The organism is Nocardioides sp. Z22_16, from assembly GCF_058134365.1.
In genome coordinates, this window is sequence record NZ_JBYTTI010000003.1 from 165550 (window position 1) to 181879 (window position 16330).

General features: G+C 73.1%; 20 protein-coding genes. 10 read left to right on the plus strand and 10 right to left on the minus strand.

From position 1 onward, the window contains the following. Window positions 1-7: 7 nt before the first annotated feature. Window positions 8-700: a GAF and ANTAR domain-containing protein gene (locus tag AC3X7R_RS09120; protein ID WP_489965306.1), complete on the minus strand. Its 693-nt coding sequence runs from the start codon at window positions 698-700 to the stop codon at window positions 8-10. Between the two features lie 149 nt (window positions 701-849). Here AC3X7R_RS09120 and AC3X7R_RS09125 point away from each other — a divergent pair, with 149 nt between their 5' ends. After that, a complete protein-coding gene (locus AC3X7R_RS09125) occupies window positions 850-2460 on the plus strand; it encodes a hypothetical protein (protein WP_489965307.1) in 1611 nt (536 codons plus the stop codon). A gap of 71 nt (window positions 2461-2531) precedes the next feature. Here AC3X7R_RS09125 and AC3X7R_RS09130 read toward each other — a convergent pair whose 3' ends face one another. Next, the gene (locus tag AC3X7R_RS09130) at window positions 2532-3239 is read right to left on the minus strand and encodes a 4a-hydroxytetrahydrobiopterin dehydratase (protein WP_489965308.1); all 708 of its coding nucleotides are present in this window, start codon (window positions 3237-3239) and stop codon (window positions 2532-2534) included. Window positions 3240-3401: 162 nt separating this feature from the next. Then, window positions 3402-3869, minus strand: coding sequence for an SAM-dependent methyltransferase (locus AC3X7R_RS09135; protein ID WP_489965309.1), 468 nt, complete (start codon window positions 3867-3869; stop codon window positions 3402-3404). 26 nt (window positions 3870-3895) lie between these two features. On the opposite strand from AC3X7R_RS09135, the gene AC3X7R_RS09140 reads away from it, so the two are divergent. Continuing rightward, window positions 3896-4042: a hypothetical protein gene (locus AC3X7R_RS09140; protein ID WP_489965310.1), complete on the plus strand. Its 147-nt coding sequence runs from the start codon at window positions 3896-3898 to the stop codon at window positions 4040-4042. Then, window positions 4039-4176, plus strand: a complete 138-nt coding sequence (locus tag AC3X7R_RS09145; RefSeq protein ID WP_489965311.1) for a hypothetical protein — start codon at window positions 4039-4041, stop codon at window positions 4174-4176. The genes AC3X7R_RS09140 and AC3X7R_RS09145 overlap by 4 nt, the downstream gene beginning before the upstream one ends. 74 nt (window positions 4177-4250) lie before the next feature. Here the strand turns inward: AC3X7R_RS09145 and AC3X7R_RS09150 are convergent, their stop codons facing one another. Continuing rightward, window positions 4251-5558: a flagellar hook assembly protein FlgD gene (locus AC3X7R_RS09150; protein WP_489965313.1), complete on the minus strand. Its 1308-nt coding sequence runs from the start codon at window positions 5556-5558 to the stop codon at window positions 4251-4253. 163 nt (window positions 5559-5721) lie between these two features. Here AC3X7R_RS09150 and AC3X7R_RS09155 point away from each other — a divergent pair, with 163 nt between their 5' ends. Then, window positions 5722-7176 (plus strand): hypothetical protein, encoded by a 1455-nt coding sequence (locus AC3X7R_RS09155; protein WP_489965315.1) that lies wholly within the window; start codon window positions 5722-5724, stop codon window positions 7174-7176. Here AC3X7R_RS09155 and AC3X7R_RS09160 read toward each other — a convergent pair. Next, window positions 7138-7590 carry a hypothetical protein gene (locus AC3X7R_RS09160; protein WP_489965316.1) on the minus strand — a complete coding sequence of 151 codons (453 nt, stop codon included), beginning with the start codon at window positions 7588-7590 and terminating at the stop codon, window positions 7138-7140. The two genes, AC3X7R_RS09155 and AC3X7R_RS09160, sit on opposite strands and share 39 nt — an antisense overlap. Window positions 7591-7648: 58 nt before the next feature. After that, a complete protein-coding gene (locus AC3X7R_RS09165) occupies window positions 7649-8635 on the minus strand; it encodes an LLM class flavin-dependent oxidoreductase (RefSeq protein ID WP_489965317.1) in 987 nt (328 codons plus the stop codon). Between the two features lie 133 nt (window positions 8636-8768). Between AC3X7R_RS09165 and AC3X7R_RS09170 the strand changes: the two genes are divergently transcribed. Both AC3X7R_RS09170 and AC3X7R_RS09175 read left to right on the plus strand, forming a co-directional pair. Next, a complete protein-coding gene (locus AC3X7R_RS09170) occupies window positions 8769-9440 on the plus strand; it encodes a DUF2238 domain-containing protein (protein WP_489965318.1) in 672 nt (223 codons plus the stop codon). A gap of 24 nt (window positions 9441-9464) precedes the next feature. Further along, window positions 9465-10163, plus strand: coding sequence for a sulfotransferase family protein (locus tag AC3X7R_RS09175; protein WP_489965319.1), 699 nt, complete (start codon window positions 9465-9467; stop codon window positions 10161-10163). Here AC3X7R_RS09175 and AC3X7R_RS09180 read toward each other — a convergent pair. From AC3X7R_RS09180 to AC3X7R_RS09195, 4 genes are all read right to left on the minus strand, one after another. Continuing rightward, complete coding sequence (locus tag AC3X7R_RS09180; RefSeq protein ID WP_489965320.1) at window positions 10132-11421, minus strand: RNA polymerase sigma factor; 1290 nt, start codon at window positions 11419-11421, stop codon at window positions 10132-10134. The two genes, AC3X7R_RS09175 and AC3X7R_RS09180, sit on opposite strands and share 32 nt — an antisense overlap. Before the next feature lie 39 nt (window positions 11422-11460). Next, entirely contained in the window at window positions 11461-11823 is a 363-nt protein-coding gene (locus AC3X7R_RS09185) for a YciI family protein (RefSeq protein ID WP_489965321.1), read from the minus strand. Between the two features lie 154 nt (window positions 11824-11977). Continuing rightward, window positions 11978-12688, minus strand: a complete 711-nt coding sequence (locus AC3X7R_RS09190) for a CPBP family intramembrane glutamic endopeptidase (protein WP_489965322.1) — start codon at window positions 12686-12688, stop codon at window positions 11978-11980. Window positions 12689-12743: 55 nt separating this feature from the next. Then, window positions 12744-13664 carry an excalibur calcium-binding domain-containing protein gene (locus AC3X7R_RS09195; protein WP_489965323.1) on the minus strand — a complete coding sequence of 307 codons (921 nt, stop codon included), beginning with the start codon at window positions 13662-13664 and terminating at the stop codon, window positions 12744-12746. An 84-nt stretch (window positions 13665-13748) separates the two neighbouring features. On the opposite strand from AC3X7R_RS09195, the gene AC3X7R_RS09200 reads away from it, so the two are divergent. The 4 genes from AC3X7R_RS09200 to AC3X7R_RS09215 are packed head-to-tail and all read left to right on the plus strand — an operon-like array spanning window position 13749 to window position 16136. Continuing rightward, entirely contained in the window at window positions 13749-14123 is a 375-nt protein-coding gene (locus AC3X7R_RS09200) for a VOC family protein (RefSeq protein WP_489965324.1), read from the plus strand. A 54-nt stretch (window positions 14124-14177) separates the two neighbouring features. Further along, on the plus strand, window positions 14178-14558 hold the full coding sequence (locus AC3X7R_RS09205; protein ID WP_489965325.1) for a PadR family transcriptional regulator: 381 nt from the start codon (window positions 14178-14180) through the stop codon (window positions 14556-14558). After that, the gene (locus AC3X7R_RS09210; RefSeq protein WP_489965326.1) at window positions 14555-15565 is read left to right on the plus strand and encodes a hypothetical protein; all 1011 of its coding nucleotides are present in this window, start codon (window positions 14555-14557) and stop codon (window positions 15563-15565) included. Before AC3X7R_RS09205 ends, AC3X7R_RS09210 begins: the two co-directional genes overlap by 4 nt. Before the next feature lie 25 nt (window positions 15566-15590). Next, window positions 15591-16136, plus strand: a complete 546-nt coding sequence (locus tag AC3X7R_RS09215) for an MOSC domain-containing protein (protein WP_489965327.1) — start codon at window positions 15591-15593, stop codon at window positions 16134-16136. Window positions 16137-16330: the final 194 nt, after the last annotated feature.

Below are 16330 nucleotides of genomic sequence, written 5' to 3' on the forward strand. Positions count from 1 at the left end.
CGCACCCCTAGTCGTGGGGCAGCGCCCGCGTCTCCAGGATCTGCTCGGCCACCTTGCGCAGCTTCACGTTCCGCTGCTGCGACATCCGGGTGAGAGCGCCGAACGCTCGGTCCGCGGTCAGGTCGAAGCGCTCCATCAGGATGCCGGTGGCCTGGCCGATGATCGTCCGGCTCACGAGCGCCTTCTCCAGGTTCTCGACCTCCTGCGCGCCGGCCAGGGCGACCCCGACGTGCGCGGCCAGCGCGATGCCGTCGTTGATGTCGTCGCTGCTGAAGGCTGACTTCTTCGTGCCGTACAGGTTCAGCGCGCCGAGGCTGCTGCCCGTGGAGAACAGGCGGTAGCTGACGATGCTGAGGTATCCGGACTCCTCGGCGACGCGACTCCCCCAGCGGGGCCACCGCGCGTCGGTGGCGAGGTCGTCGCTGACCACCGTGTCGTGCTCCTGCAACGCGTCGATGCACGGACCCTCCGCCAGCTCGTGCTGCAGCGCGTCGACCCGGCGAAGCGCGTCGGTGCTCGTGGCATGGGTGTCGACACGCTCCCCGCGGTGGACGACACAGACGCCTGCGGCCTCGCAACCGGGCATGATCTCGGTCGCGATCGTCACCGCCCGCTCCATCGCCTGCTGGCTGCTGTCCTCACCCTGCATGCCGCGCGCAGCGGCCGCCAGCTCCCGGTTGAAGTCGTCGTCGTCAGACATGGCCGCATCATGACGGTCGCCGGAGCGCGGGCGCAAAATGGCCTCGGCGTCAGGAGCCCGTGGGCACCAGGCCGAGGGCGCATGCCGAACGTGCGCAGAACGCGCGTCACCGGCCTCCTGTCCCGGAGCCCGACCGCTAGCCTCTCGCCATGACGGGGATCCTGAACGACCTGGCCGAGCGTGTCCTCCTCCCGGCGGTCGCGCTGGCGGCCGTCGTCCCCGTGCTCGCTCTCGGCGGGGCGCTCGCCCCAGCCGGTGCGACGGCGGCGACCACCTGCCTGGGCAAGCCGGTGACGATCGTCGCCTCCCCGGAGGTCACCACCGGCACCGAGGGCGACGACGTGGTCGCCATGACGCCCGGTGCCTGGAACACCTTTGATGCGCTGGGTGGAGACGACACCATCTGCCTGGCCGTCCCCGACAACTTCTCGGGCAGCGAGACGGGGCAAGTCGTCGGGTACGTCGCGGCAGGTGCGGGCGACGACGTCGTCGTCAACGAGTCCAGCCCGACCAGGTCGGAGGTCAACGTCGTCCTCGGCAGCGGGGACGACACGTTCACCGGCAGCAGCAGCACGCTGGTCGTCGAGCACGTGTACGCCGACTCCACCGAGACCGGGTACAACGGGCTGGACAAGCCTCCGCCGGGCAGCCAACGGGACGTGATCCACATGGGTGGCGGCGCGGCCGGTCCGCCCGAGGACCAGCAGGATCGCTCGTGGATGGGCTCGTGGACGGACTGGGAGTTCACGGACACGGTGTGGTCGGCCGCGCCGAAGGGCGGGCTCGATGCCGGCCACATCACCTTCGGGCCGGGGGGCGCCGTCCTCCACCAGCGAGGTGCGATGGCCCCGGAGGCCCGGCTCGACTTCTCCGCCGCGGACTGGGTCGGCGTGCACCTGCCGCACCCCGGCGCAGCGGAGCCGGTCGCCCGCGGGGAGCTGCTCCTCGACGGCGCCACTCGCCGCGCCACCGTCGACGGTCGTGAGGTGATGACCTGGGAGGGACACGTCGACGCGTTCCAGCTCGGGGCGCAGGGCTCCAGGGACTGGCCGCTCCCGGTCTCCTTCATCGGCTCCGACGAGGACGAGCTCCTGACCTTCCCCAACGGCACCTTCGGCGACGTGCGGATGGGCGGCGGCGACGACCGTCTGGGGCGGTCGTACTCGTTCGCGAGCCTCGTCGACACGCTGCCGGCGCGCTCGGTCGACGGCGGGCCGGGCGACGACACCGTCAGCGTCCGCAACCGGTGCGCGTCGCTGACCATCCGCCTCACGGAACGGATGACGTGCGACGGCGACTCCCTCGCCCTTCCGGGGTTCGAGGGGGTCCAGGTGCACAGTCGCGGCGTGCGTCAGCGCCTGAGGATCGTCGGCTCCCGCGGCGACGACTTCGCCGAGGTGCTCTATGCACCTCAGGTGACGTTCCGGGGACGCGGTGGCGCCGACGTAGCCGAGATCTGGGCGGGCACGGCCCGGGCCGACGGGGGTCCCGGCGCCGACCGCCTCACCCTCACGGCAGAGGACGGGGTGGCGCGGGGAGGTCCCGGGGCGGACCGCATCCACCTCGAGCGCCCGGCGTCGTGGCACCCGCCGCAACGTCTCCTCGCCCTCGGCGGGCCTGGGCCGGACGTGCTGCTGGGGCCGCGCCACGCGTACGCCGCCCGGCTCGTCGGCGGCCCCGGCCGCGACCGCGCCGACGGGGGTGGCGGCGGGCGGGACCACTGCGACGCCGAGGTCACCCGGCGCTGCAAGCGAGGCTGAGCCCACCCTCGAAGCCGACGCGGGCGGCCGGACAGTGAGGGGTGAGACGGCGTCTCGGGCGGAGCCGAGGCTCAGCTCTTCCCGGCGGCCGCCGCGTCGATGCAGAGCGCGCCCCGGTTGCCGTCCTGGTCGGCGATCACCGTGACCGAGGGCGCCTCGCTGTCGTCGACGACCGTCCCACCGGCGGCGACGGCGGCGGCGATCCGCTGCTCGACCACCTCGGGGGCCACGTAGACCTCGAGGTGGAACCGCTGACCCGGGGTCACCTCCTCTTCGGCGTCCCCGAACCACAGGTTGGGCACCCGGACGGTGGCGTCGCGGACCTCGTCGCTCGGGGTGCCACGACCCCGGGCGTCGGCGCTGCCGGTCAGCAGCGCAGCCCACACCGGGGCGATGGTGCCGGACTGCGCGGTGTCGAGGCCGAGCTCGATCTCGCTGACCGAGGCCGGGTCGGCGGCCAGCCCGAGCTCGGCGGCGATCTCGGTGATCCGCCGCGCGAGGTCGACGTCCTGCTGGGTCACCCACTCCACGACGTACTCGGTGCCGTCGTCGTCGCGGTAGACGGCGTCGTCGCTGACCAGCTCGAGGTCGACGTACCCCCTGCCGATCGTCACCCGCGGATGGTGGCCGACGGCGTCGCCCGCCTCACCCACCGCGGCGACGAACCGTACGCCCGCGCCGAAGCCGTCCACCACGTACCGGGCGTGGAGGCCCTGGGCGAGCTTGCGCCAGTCGGACAGCTCGGCCTCGGCGATCTGCGCGCCCCTCAGCATCTCCATACCCAGCGACCATAGACCTGCGGTGCCGCGACACGCCCGCGCAGAGGACTTCACCCCACCACGTCGACCACGAGCTCTCTCGCCTCGCTCGGATCCAGTGCCGCCAAGTCGGCCTCGACCCAGTTGAACCGCAGGTCGCCCTGCGAGGGCATATGGGTCGTCTCAGGCTTTGAAGTAGTCCGAGAGCACGGCCGTGACCCAGTCCGGCTGCTCGACGTTCTCCGGCAGGAACTGGGCGATGACGGGCTTGAGGTCGATCACCGGAGTGCCGGAGACCGCGTCCAGGCCCACGACGGTGAGCTCCCGGCCGCGGACCGACTCGATCCGGCAGCACGTCACGCCCAGGCGGTTGGGCCGCCTCGGCCCGCGACCGGCGAAGACGCCCATCGGTGGGAGGTCGGCGATGCCGCGGTAGGGGCGCGGCTCCTGCTGGTCGTCGACCTCGGGGATCTGGTCGAAGACGAAGAGCACCTCGGCGTGGGAGAAGCCGTCCAGGCCCTGGAGGGCCGCGTCACCGAACCGCTCGTCGACGACGATCGTGCTGCGGACCTCGCCCCAGTGGTCTGAGTCCTGGATGTCGTGGCGTGAGTTCTGGACCGTGCCGATCGGGGTGATCTCCAAGGTGGGCATGGCGCGCTACGAGGTCATGCAAGAAGGTGCCGGGCGAGTTCGACGGCGTCGTCACCGTCTCCTCGGTGCAGCGGTTCCCGGCCGGCACCATGGACAGCCGGCTGTCCAGCTTCTCCAACCGCGGCCTCGGCTCCATCGACGTGGCCGCCCCGGGCTCACGCCGGCTCAGATGATCGAGCGGCTGCGCGCGCAGGCCGACGACAAGCCGTGCGGCACCACCACCGCGGGCGCGCCGTGCGTCGGCACGGACGCGGACAACAGCTACTTCGGTGAGGGCATGGTCGACGCCCTCGACGCGGTGAGCTGACGCGGCATCCCCTGCACGCCGACCGGCGTCGATCCCTTCGGGGGTCGGCGCCGGTCGTGCGTTCCGGGCTCCGGCTACTTCTTCTTCTCGACGACCAGGTAGCGCAGGTCCAGGGTGAAGGTGGCGACGTCGAAGGCGTCGTCCCCCTCGGTCCAGAACTCCCACCAGGCGCCGGGAGGCAGACGCTTCGTGCGGCTGCTCCACCCCTGGCCGTCGCCGAAGACCGGGTCCTCGTCCCACTGGGTCTGCGCCGCGCTGCTGGAGGACACCACGGTGGCGTCCGTCCGGGAGGAGTGGACGGTCAGATGTGCGCGGTCGGTCTCGCCGGGATTGGTCGGCTCCCCGGCGAAGGCGACCCGGACGGCATCCACCCCGCGCACCGCCTTCGGCACCGGGACGAAGTAGCTGGACTCCGCCGCCCCGAAGACGTCGTCGTCGGGGTCGGCCCGGTGGGTCAGCCCGCCGGGGAACCGGACGCTGGGCGCCACCTCGCCCTGCGGGAGGTATGCCCAGCACTCCGGCCACGTGCTGCCGAAGCAACCCGGAGCCCAGGCCACCTGCGCGGCCATCGTCCGCGTCTCCTCCCGCCACACCAGCGCGTCTTGGGAGACCCACAGCTTCAGTGGCTTGGTGGCACCCCGGTTGCCGACCCTGTCCGTGCCCGACAGGGTGGCGACGTAGCGCCCCGGCGGCAGCGGGACCCCGCGGGCGTCACGCCCCTCCCACGCCACGTCGGTGTGCCACTTCGGTCGGAAACGGACCTCGCGTCGCAGCACGACCCTGCTGTCGCCGTCGCGGAAGGTCACGACCCCGCGCTTCATGCCGTCGGTCCACCCGCCGGCGCCCAGCAGCACCTGGTCGCGGACGTCGACCGAGCGCGGGTAGACCTTCGGCACCACGTCCTTCTTCTCGCCGTACAGCTCCTGGACGCCGAGGTAGCCGTCGAACTCCAGATCGGCTGAGGCGAGGGCGTCGTCGCGACCCTGCGGCGTGATGACCTCGACGCGGTAGTACCCGTGAGACACCAGCCTGCCCCGCGGGGTGCGACCGTTCCAGGTCCAGGTGTGGCGGCCTGCCGGCTTCCGCCCGAGCACGCGGGTGAACGGCGCGATCTTCTCGTCGGAAGGGGCCACCCGGATCCGCACCGTCGTGGCGACGGGCAGCTCGAACCGGACGGCGAGCCGGTCGCGGACCCCGTCGCCGTTCGGCGAGAACGTCATGCGGCGCTCGGCGAGCACCTGTGGCTCCTGACCCGGCGGAGCCGCGGCCTCGGAGGAGGTCGCCGCGGCGACAGGTCCCCCCAGCGCAGTCGTCACCAGCACCGTCGTCACCAGCGCCGCGGACAGCGCCGCCGCCTTCAGTCCCATCCCCCGTGCGTACATGCACGAAGCGTAGGGGTAGATCGCCCGGACGTGCGTCGACCGGCGGGACGTCTCAGTGACGAGCACGGCACACCGCACCCCTTGCCCGCGCCACCCGGGCGTGGTCGGATGTGACGCCGTCGCACGAGCAGCCGACGGCACGACACGTACGACGGGGGTCCTTGTGAAGCGTCCGCACCTTGCCCTGCTCCCAGCCGTCGCTCTGGCGAGCGTCGCGTCCGCGCTGCCCCTGGCGCCACCGCCGGCCGGCGCCCAGGCCGCCGCGACCTGCCTGGGCAAGCCGGTCACCATCGTCGCTTCGTTAGACGTCCTGACCGGGACGGAGGGGGACGACGTGGTCGCCATGGAGCCGGAAAACTGGGCCAGGTTCGACGCCCTGGGCGGGGACGACACGATCTGCCTGACCCTGCCCTACTGGACCGTCGACTCCCGCGGCTCCAAGCTGCCCTTCGGCTGGGTCGACGCCGGGCCGGGCGACGACGTCGTGGTCAACGAGGCGACCACCTACAGGCACCAGTCCATGTGGGTGGAGCTCGGCACCGGCAACGACACCTTCCAGGGCAACTCGACTCCCGAGACGGTCCACGCGGAGGAGGAGGGGAAGCGGCAGCCCGCCGGTGTCCCCCATCGCGACGTCATCGACACCGGCGACGGGAGGGACACCGTGTCCTCGTTCGTACCCGGCGGGGAGCTCAACGCCGATCGGATCACGCTCGGACGTGGCGGTCTGGCGGTCTCCTACGGCGGCCCGATGGCACCCGACGGGCTGATCGACGTCTCGGCGGCCGCCGATGCCACGCTGTGGCTGGACGCACCGCAGCCGCCGATGACCGGCGAGTTCGTGCTCGACAACACCGCTCGCCGCGGCACCGTGGACGGCGAGCAGGTGCTCACCTGGACCGGCACGGTGCGCCGGTTCCGTTTCTGGTACGCCGCCGCCCCCTCACCGACGATCTCGTTCATCGGCTCAGCGGACCGCGAGGTCGTCGAGATCGACCGGCCCACGATCGGAGACGTGCGACTCGGCGGCGGCAACGACCGGCTCGTGCTGAACGTGAACACCGGCACGAGCCGCGCCGGCCTCCGGCTCCGCTCCCTGGACGGCGGGCCGGGCACCGACGGGATCACCCTGACCACCGAGTGCCGCGACGCGGTCGTCCGGATGGGTCGCGACCTGCGCTGCGCCACCAGCACGGGGCCCCTGCTCGACTTCGAGCGGCTCCGGGTCAAGAGCCTCCGGCCGGGCGGCACCCTCAGGCTGGTCGGCACCCGGGGCCCCGACCGCTTGAGCGCCACCGGCGACTCGGTGACCGTCCACGCCCGCGGCGGGGCGGACGACGTCCAGGTCGTGGCCAGCAGGCGGGTCCTGGTGACCGGCGGCGCCGGCACCGACCGGATCTTCACCCGGGCCCACGCCGCCGCCGTCCGCGGTCAGGCGGGCGCCGACAGCATCACCATGGCCACCCTGAGCAAGAAGGTCTTCGACCACCCGCCGCCCACCCGCACGCGACAGGTCGCCGACGGCGGCCAGGGCCGGGACACCTGCCGTGCCTCGGTGCGTCGCAGCTGCGAGCGAGGGTCAGCGCCGGCGCGCGATCAAGGCCGCGACGCCCAGTAGCCCGGTCAGCGCCGCCCCGCCGCCGACGACCAGCAGCACCAGCCCGACGGCCCACAGGCCGGAGTCGTCGGAGGAGGCGGCCTCGGCCGCCCAGGGCACCGCGAAGCCGAAGACGGCAGCAGGCGAGAGCGCCACGGCCGCCGCGGCTCCTCCGCCCCGCCTGTCCGGTCCGGCCGCTCGCACCCACAGCAGGGCCAGCACCGAGGCGACCGCGATCGAGGCACCGCACCCGATCACCTGCCACGGACGGTAGGGGCCCTGCCGCTCGCCGTCGACCAGGTAGTACTCCTGGTCCCAGCCGAGCCAGGCGAACCACATCCCCGCCGCGACCAGGGCGAGCACCAGCGCCGCCACGCCCAGGCGGGCGGCGTACGAGGAGGTCCTGGTGGGGGTGCTCGTCTGCGGGGAGGTCATGGCACGCAGTCTCCCCGACCGGGCGGATCCGGGCGCCGGGGGTCCGGCTCCGGGTGGCCTACGCCGACTCCGGCGCGGGCGCGACCAGCTCGAAGGAGCGCAGCGTCGCCTCGGTGCTGCGCGCCATCGAGGCGACGATCAGCTCGTCGGCGTCGGCGTGCACCGTGAACTTGTCGAGGTAGTCGCGCACCTCGACCGGGTCGCCCACGGCGGTGTAGTGGCTCATCTGCTTGATCTGCTGGCCCGACGCGGAGTCGAGGACGGCGTCGGCCTCGGCGTCGCTGAAGGTGCGGCCCCGACCGACGAGCTGGGTGACCCGCAGCCGCTGGGACTCGCGCAGCAGCGCGTGCGCCTCCTCGCTCGTGTCGGCGGCGACCACGTTGACGCCGGCGATGACGTAGGGCTCGGCGAGCTGCTCGGAGGGCTGGAAGCTGCGGCGGTAGGTGGCCACCGCCTGGGTCAGGGCCTGGGGGGCGAAGTGCGAGGCGAAGGCGTAGGGCAGGCCCAGGGCGGCGGCCAGCTGGGCGCCGAAGAGCGAGGAGCCGAGGATGTAGAGCGGCACGTTGGTCCCCTTGCCCGGGATGGCGTCCACGCCCGGGATCTTGGAGTGGCCCGTCAGGTAGCCCTGCAGCTCTTGGACGTCGGTGGGGAACGAGTCGGCCGACATCGGGTCACGGCGCAGCGCGCGCATCGTGTTCTGGTCGCTGCCGGGGGCGCGGCCCAGGCCCAGGTCGATCCGGTCGGGGTGCAGCGTGGCCAGGGTGCCGAACTGCTCGGCGATCACCAGCGGGGAGTGGTTGGGCAGCATCACGCCGCCGGCACCCAGCCGGATGGTCGAGGTGTGCGCGGCGACGTGCGCGATCAGCACAGCGGTCGCCGAGGAGGCGATGGTCGGCATGTTGTGGTGCTCGGCGTACCAGACGCGACGGTAGCCGCTGCGCTCCGCGAGCCGGGCGATCTCGACGCTGGCGCGGAAGCTGTCCGCCGCGCTGCCTCCGGCTGCTACTTGGGCAAGGTCGAGGATCGAGATCGGGGTGGCGGTCATGAGGGGCCAACGGTCCGGCGCCGGGGGACTATTCCGGCGCATCCCGGCCGAGTGGCATCCGCCGCGCCGCGCTGGGTGGTGCCGGGCGAGTCGGCGGAGGTCCTATTCGTGGCCCCTGGCTAGCGTGTGCCATGTGAGCAAAGTCACTCCGATCGCGGTCCCGGTCCCCGTGCCCGGTCCCGTCGTCGTCATCGTCCTCGACGTGACGGCCAAGGTGATGCTGGTGGGCTTGCTGATCACCGCGCTCCGGTACCCCGAGCTCGGCCACCTCGAGGGCAAGGGCGCCACCGCCCGGGCGGTCGGCTATCCGCTGGCGGCGTTCGTGATCCCGGCCGCGTGGTACCTGCGCTGGCGCCACTGGGTGACGTTCCCGTGGGTCGTGGACCTGATGGTGACCCTGACCTGCTTCACCGACACCCTCGGCAACCGGCTGGACCTCTACGACACGATCCGGCGCTTCGACGACCTGATGCACTTCGTCAACACCGGCGTGCTGACCGCGTCCTTCATCCTCCTCACCCTGCCCCCGCGGGCGACCCGCGCACAGGTGCTCGAGCGCTCCCTCGCCTTCGGCGTCACCGCGGCGCTCGCCTGGGAGATCGCCGAGTACTACGCCTTCCTCAGCACCTCGGGCGCCGTCGACCGGTACGCCGACACCCTGGGCGACCTCGCGCTCGGTTCGCTCGGATCGGTGACCGCTGGCCTGCTCGTGCACTGGGCCTGGCAGCACCAACGACTCCTGACGGCCGGGCCGCAGCCCCTGCTGCCCGGCGTACATCCACCGGGCTGGCGACCGCGGCGCTGACGCGCAAAGCCCTACGCTCGCGGGGTGACTCTGCGACTGATCGGCGCCGGCCTGCCGCGCACCGGCACCTCGTCGCTCCGCGAGGCGCTGCGGCACCTGCTGGGCGCACCCGTGCACCACATGAGCGAGGTCTTCGCCCGCCCGGAGCAGGCACCCGTCTGGGTCGCGGCGATCGCGGGCGAGCCGCCGGTCTGGGACGACTTCCTCGCGGGGTACGCCGCCGCCGTCGACTTCCCGGCGTCGAGCTGCTGGCGCGACCTGGCCGCCGCCTACCCGGACGCGCCCGTCCTGCTCTCCACCCGCAGCAGCGCGGAGGCCTGGCACCGCAGCATGGCGGCCACCGTCGTCCCACGGACCCGGGAGATCCTCGCGCGGCCGGAGGCGGACCCGATGGTGCCGCTCTTCCGCGCGATCTTCCGCGACCTGCTCCCCGACGCCAGCGACCCGGCCGCCGTGACGGCCGGCTACGAGCGGTGGAACGCCGCGGTCCGCGCGGAGGTGGCGCCCGAGCGGCTCGTCGAGTGGCAGCCGGGCGATGGGTGGGAGCCGCTCTGCCGTGCCCTCGGCGTACCTGTGCCGAACCTGCCGTTCCCGCATAAGAACAGCACCGCGGAGTACCGGTCGCGCGCCGAGCTGCGCACCCGTCGTGACGAGTCGCGCACCGCGTCCGGTCCCGGACGTGAGGGCTGCTTCACGGAGCGCGGGGCCCGCCACGCAGGTTGAGCTGCGCCCGCCCGCGCAGGAGCTCCCGCTCGCGCTCGTTCCGGGTGAGCGCGGCCGCCCGCGTGAACGCCTCGCCCGCCTCGGCGTGGCGCCCCGCGCGCTCCAGCAGGTCGCCGCGGACGCTCGGCACGAGGGCGGAGTCGCCCAGGGCCCCCTCGCCCAGCCGGTCGAGCACGGCCAGGCCGGCGTCGGGGCCGAAGGCGCGTCCGTGCGCGACGGCGCGGTTCACCTCCACGACCGGGCCCGGGGCGGCGTCGGCCAGCACGTCGTACAGGTCGGCGATCCGGCGCCAGTCGGTCTCCTCGGCCCGCTCCGCGCGGGCGTGCTGCACGGCGATCGAGGCCTGCAGGAAGTACCTCCCCACCGGGCTCCCGCGCGCGGCGAGGCGCTCGGCCCGGCGCAGCGCGTCGGCACCGCTGCGGATCAGCGACCGGTCCCATCGGCTGCGGTCCTGCGCCTCCAGCAGGACCGGGGCGCCGGAGTCGTCGAGCCGGGCCGCCATCCGGGAGCCCTGCAGCTCCAGCAGCGCCTGCAGCCCGAGCACCTCCGGGTCGTCGGGCGCCAGCGTCGCCAGCATCCGCGCGAGCCGGATCGCCTCGTGGGAGAGGTCGGGCCGCATCCAGTCCTCACCGGCCGTGGCGGTGTAGCCCTCGTTGAAGATCAGGTAGATCACGGTCATCACGTCGTCGAGCCGCTTGGTCCGCTCCGCACCCGTGGGCAGCTCGAACTCGGCGCGCGCCTCGGAGAGCGTCCTCTTGGCCCGGGAGATCCGCTGCCCCATCGCCGACTCCGTCGCCAGGAACCCGCGGGCGATCTCGGCGGTGGTGAGCCCTCCCACCAGCCGGAGCGTCAGCGCCGCGCGGGACTCGGCCGTGAGGGCGGGGTGGCAGGTGAGGAAGATGAGTCGCAGGACGTCGTCCTCGATGTGGTCGACCTGCGCGTCGAGGTCGGGCATCGCCTCCTCCTCCCCCGCGGCGGCGTGCCCGAGCTCAGTGACCCGGCGACGCAGCACGTCGGCGCGCCGGAAGTGGTTGATGCCGCGCCGCTTCGCGGTCGTCATCAGCCAGGCGCCCGGGTTCTCCGGCACGCCGCTCTCCGGCCACTGCTCGAGTGCGGCGACGAGCGCGTCCTGGGCGAGATCCTCCGCGAGCTCGACGTCGCGGGTCATCCGGGTCAGGGCGCCGACGAGGCGGGCCGACTCGGCCCGCCACGTGGCGACGATGGCCTCGCTCGGGTCGTCCGTCTGCTCTGCCGGCACACCGGCAGCGTAGTGAACCCCGCCGCGACCGAGCCCTGCTCAGGCGCCGGCCTCCTCCGGGCCCGCCGAAATCTGCCGCAGCGTGGCGACCACGGTCGCCTCCGGCCAGTGCTTGGCGTGCAGCTCGGCGAACTCCCGCTGGTCGGCGACCGCCTCCTCGAGGCTGTCGTACTGAAGCAGCGACCAGCCGCCGACGACCTCCTTGGCCTCGGCGTACGGCCCGTCGACCCTGCTGACCTCGCCCTGACGCACCACGAAGTTGACGGCGTCCTCGGTGCCGTAGAGCCCGCCACCGTCGAGGAACACCCCCTTCGCGGCCCGCTCGCCGATGTAGGCGTCCATCGCCTCGAAGAGCGACTGCGGCGGCGCGCTGACGCCCTCCTCCATCCTCACGAACCCCATGAAACGCGGCATCCTGATCACTCCTACTGGTTGCTGGAAGATGCTTCTTGCACACACGTCGAACGACTGACGGGCCCTTCGACATCGATCCTCGAAGTTTTTTCCCACCGCGTCTACGGCAAGGGGCCGGCCCTCGCCCGCGCCGCTGTCCGACCTATCCGCCGACGCGCTGGGCGATCGTCGGGATGAGGATCGGCAGGTTGAGACACAGGTGCAGCAGCATGCAGGCCGGGAGGTTCCGCGTCCGCGCGTAGAGGACGTAGAGCGCCACGGTGCCGACGCCGCTCGTCCAGAGCCACGCGGGGCCGAAGAAGGCGACGTGCGGGGCGATGAAGAGCGGCATCGTGAGCGCGAAGGCGACCCAGCGACGTCCGGTGAGCTCGCTGAGGCGTTCGATCGGATAGCCGCGGTAGACGATCTCCTCGCAGACGGCGGCGGAGACGATCATTGCCAGGACGGCGAGGACCGGCAGCGAGGTGATCGATGCCGTGCCGGAGTCCTCCTCCGGAGGCCAGAAGGTCAGGACGACCCACTGCCACGTCATGGCGAAGCCGAACAGGTAGAGCGCCCACTCGACCTCCTTCCCCTGCGGACGCCGCAGGCCGATCGAGGCGAGGGGACGACGCTCGACGAGCAGCACGTAGGCGAGCAGGCACGCGACTGCCAGCACGTTCCACGGGATCGACGACGCGGGACCGGGTAGCGGTGGCTCGACGCCGACCGCCCGGCTCAGCCGCGGCAGCCACATCGGCGAGTAGGCGATGACGAGGCCCACCGCCCCGACCAACCAGGGCAGCCACCCCCGCCGGCCGGCCGTGCGGCCGGGCGGTGCGGAGGACGGGGTGCTCCCTGCTACCGGATTCATAGAGTGAGCACTCTAGAGTAGTCACTCGCGTGATGCACCCATGATGCTCGACGGCCTACTCGCAGGCCACGCCGTCCCCGTCGCCGTCCAGGTGCGGTCCGTAGCCGGGGTCGCCGCGGCGGACCGGCGCGAGCCCGGCCGCTCGCGCCGCGGTGCAGTTCTCCAGGTGGAGGGCACCCGCGGGGGCGGGCGAGACCGGGGCGCCGGGGTCGGTGAGGTCGTGGTCGACGCGCACCGGCGTCCCGGAGTCCGCGGTCGCGGGCTGGTCGGGGCAGCTGGCGAGCACCCGCTCGATCGCGGCGCGCTCGGCGGGGGTGACCCAGAGCCCGTACTTCGCCTTCACGCTCACCTGACGGGCCACGTAGTCGCAGCGGACGGGCCGGTGCGGCGGCAGCCAGGTGGCGGCGTCGCCGTCCCGCTTCTGCCGGTTCGCCCCGGCGTCGACCGGCAGCAGGTTGAGCGGGTCGTTGGCCAGCGCCGCCCGCTTCCTGACGTCCCAGTCGAAGGCGCCGGTGGCCCAGGCGTTGCCGAGCGCCACCACGTGGTCGACGTCGACCAGGGCGCCGTGGCCGTGGACGAAGTCGATCCGGCTCCCGGTGTAGGGGTCGGCGAGCGTCCCGGATGTGACCACGCAGTCGCGGGTCCCGGGCTCGAGGACGAGGTCGACCAGGTGCGCGGCGAGCACGTCGTTGCGGGTGTCGCACCCGTTGCGGTCGGCGTCGAGCCAGGCCGGGCCGAACCGGGCCCGGTCGTACCCGGTCATCGGCGCCCTGCCCTTGGTCTCCAAGGTCGCCAGCAGCGCCGCCGCCGTGCCGCCAGGGGCCACGGACGAGCTGGGCCGGGTCGGCGCCTGGGTGGCCCTCGACGGCTCCGCCGTCGACGGACCGGGCTCGACGAGGGTGCAGCCGCCCAGCGCGACCAGTGCGACTGCCGCGGCGGCCACCTGCGTCGCGCGTCGCGTCAGCCCCCTCGTCATGGCGTGACCATAAGCCGGGGACCGGCCCGGTCGTGGGCGTTGCGACGGGTCGACGCCGTCTGGGCCCAGGTCTAGCGTGCTGACATGGAGTCGCTCCCGACCAGCCACATCAGCCTCGGCGCCGTCAATGTCGCCGCCGACGACCCCGAGGCCCTGGGCCGGTTCTGGTCCCTCGCCCTCGGCACCCCGTCCACCTCGCCCGCCCCGGGCGTGGTCATCCTGCTGCCGGCCCCGGGCGGCTTCGGGATGATGTTCGTGCCCCGCACCGGGGAGTCCGGCAACACCTTGCACCTCGACTTCGTGGTGCCGTGGGGCAACCGCGCGAGCGAGGTCGAACGGCTCATCGCGATCGGCGCCGAGCACCGCTGGGACGTGCTCGACGAAGTGCCGGGGCTGGAGTGGACGACGCTCGCCGACCCGGAGGGCAACCTGTTCTGCCTCGCCGAGCACCCGGAGTGACCGGGCCAGGACACTCCCTAGCGTCCTATCTAGATATGTTGCATACTTAGATACATGCCCGACATGCCCCGCTGGCCGATGCCCTGGATCCGGGCCGGGCTCGACCTGGCGGTGCTGGGCAGCCTGACCCAGGGGCCCCGGCACGGGTACGCGATCGCCCAGGAGCTGGCCGCGCAGGGCTTCGGGGTGCTGAAGGGCGGGTCCCTCTACCCGGTCCTCAACCGGCTGGAGGAGGCGGGCAGCGTCGAGGCCGCCTGGGTCGAGGGCACGGGGGGACCGGGCAAGCGGGAGTACCACCTGACGACCGCCGGTCGCGCGCGGCTCCACGAGGAGCTGGCGCGGTGGCGCGACCTCGCGGCCACCCTGAGCGAGATGGCGGAGGGCGACACGGGATCGACTGGGACGGGATCGACCAGCACGGGAGGGACACGATGAACGACGCCGACGAGCGCACTCCAGACGTGAAGCGCTGGCTCGACGAGGCCCGCGTCCAGCTGGCGATCGCGCAGGTGGCGGCCCCGGTGCGCGACGAGATCCTCGACGACGCCCGGGTGCTGATCACCCAGACCGGCGACTCCCCCGCCGATCTCTTCGGCCGGCCGCGTGAGTGGGTGGACGAGCAGCTCGCCGAACGCCGGAGCCAGGGACTGCCGTCCGTCGTCCCCGACCCGAGCGCGAGCTGGCGTGACGTGCCCGTGATGGGGATGTACCTCGCCGCCGGGCTCGCGGTCGCCTTCCTCGTCGTGGCGCTGGCCCAGGAGGGCTGGGGGCTCGACTACGACCTCGGACTCCTCGGCTTCCCCGTCCTCGGCGGGCTGGTGATGGTGACCGCCCTCACCGCCTGGGAGAAGACGCTGGCCCGGCGTCCGGTCGGTGTCGCGATCGCGGTGGGTGGGACGGTCATGGCGGGCGGGAGCCTCCTCACCGCCCTGCTGATCTGGTGGAGCCGGGAGCACCCCCTCGGGCAGGCCGGCGCCTGGCAGCTCGTCCTGCTGGTGCCGGCCTGCGCCCTGGCGGGCAAGGTCCTCGACGGCCTGCTCCCCGGGAAGGTGCCTGCCACCTGGCGCGCGCCCCGTGACGACGACGAGTGGCTCGGGGTGCTGGCCGGTGTCCTGCGCCTGCGCGCCGACATGCCCGAGTCGCGGGTGCGCACGATCGTGGCCGAGGCGCAGGCCCACGCCCTCGAGGCCGGCACCACGCTGCAGGAGGAGTTCGGTCGCCCCGAGGACTACGCGGGGCAGTTCCCCGTCGACCAGGCGAACCGCACCCGCCGCAAGGCGTGGCTCTACTCGGGGTTGGCTGTGCTCGCCGCCTTCCTCGCCCTTCCTCCCGACGGCAGCTGGAGCAGCCGGATCCTGACCGTGCTGTGGGCCTCCCTGGCCGCCTGGGAGTGGCGACGGGTGCGGCGCTCCGCGGCGCCGCCCGCGGCGGGGAGACGCTGAGGGCCCGCGCTGCCAGGATGGCGGTATGTCCACCCCCCGTGTCGTCGCCGTGAGTCGCGACGAGACCCACCGCTTCAGCAAGGTGCCGGCCGAGTCGATCACCCTGGTGGCAGGGCTCGGCGTGCTCGGTGACGCCCACGCCGGCGCCCTGGTGCAGCACCGCTCACGGGTGCGCCGCGACCCCCACCAGCCCAACCTGCGACAGGTCCACCTGATCCACGCCGAGCTCTTCGACGACGCCCGCGCGCTCGGCTACGAACTCGGTCCGGGCGACCTCGGCGAGAACGTCCTCACCGCCGACCTCGACCTGCTCGGCCTCCCGACCGGGACGCTGCTCGACCTCGGCGGACCCGTCGTCCGGCTGACGGGGCTGCGCAACCCGTGCGTGCAGATCGACAGGTTCCAACCGGGGCTGCTCAAGGTGGTGCTCGCCCGCGCGGACGGTACGCCGACCGTGATCCGCAAGGCCGGGGTGATGGCCGTCGTGGAGCGCGGCGGCGACGTGGCGCCGGGCCAGCCGATCACGGTGACGCTGCCCGAAGGACCCCGCACGCCGCTGGCTCCGGTGTAGGTCACGGCCAGCCCACGGAGCACCGTGGCGGAGCGCGTCACTGCGTAGCGTCATCGGCAACGGTCGCGCCGGCGACCCCTCGTGATGACGTCCCGCCGTTCAGCGTCAGCGTCGGCCGCAACGTCATCGCCAGCGGTGGCTCCGACGACCCCTCGTGATGACGTCCCGCGGCTCAGCGCCGACGACGGACCCCT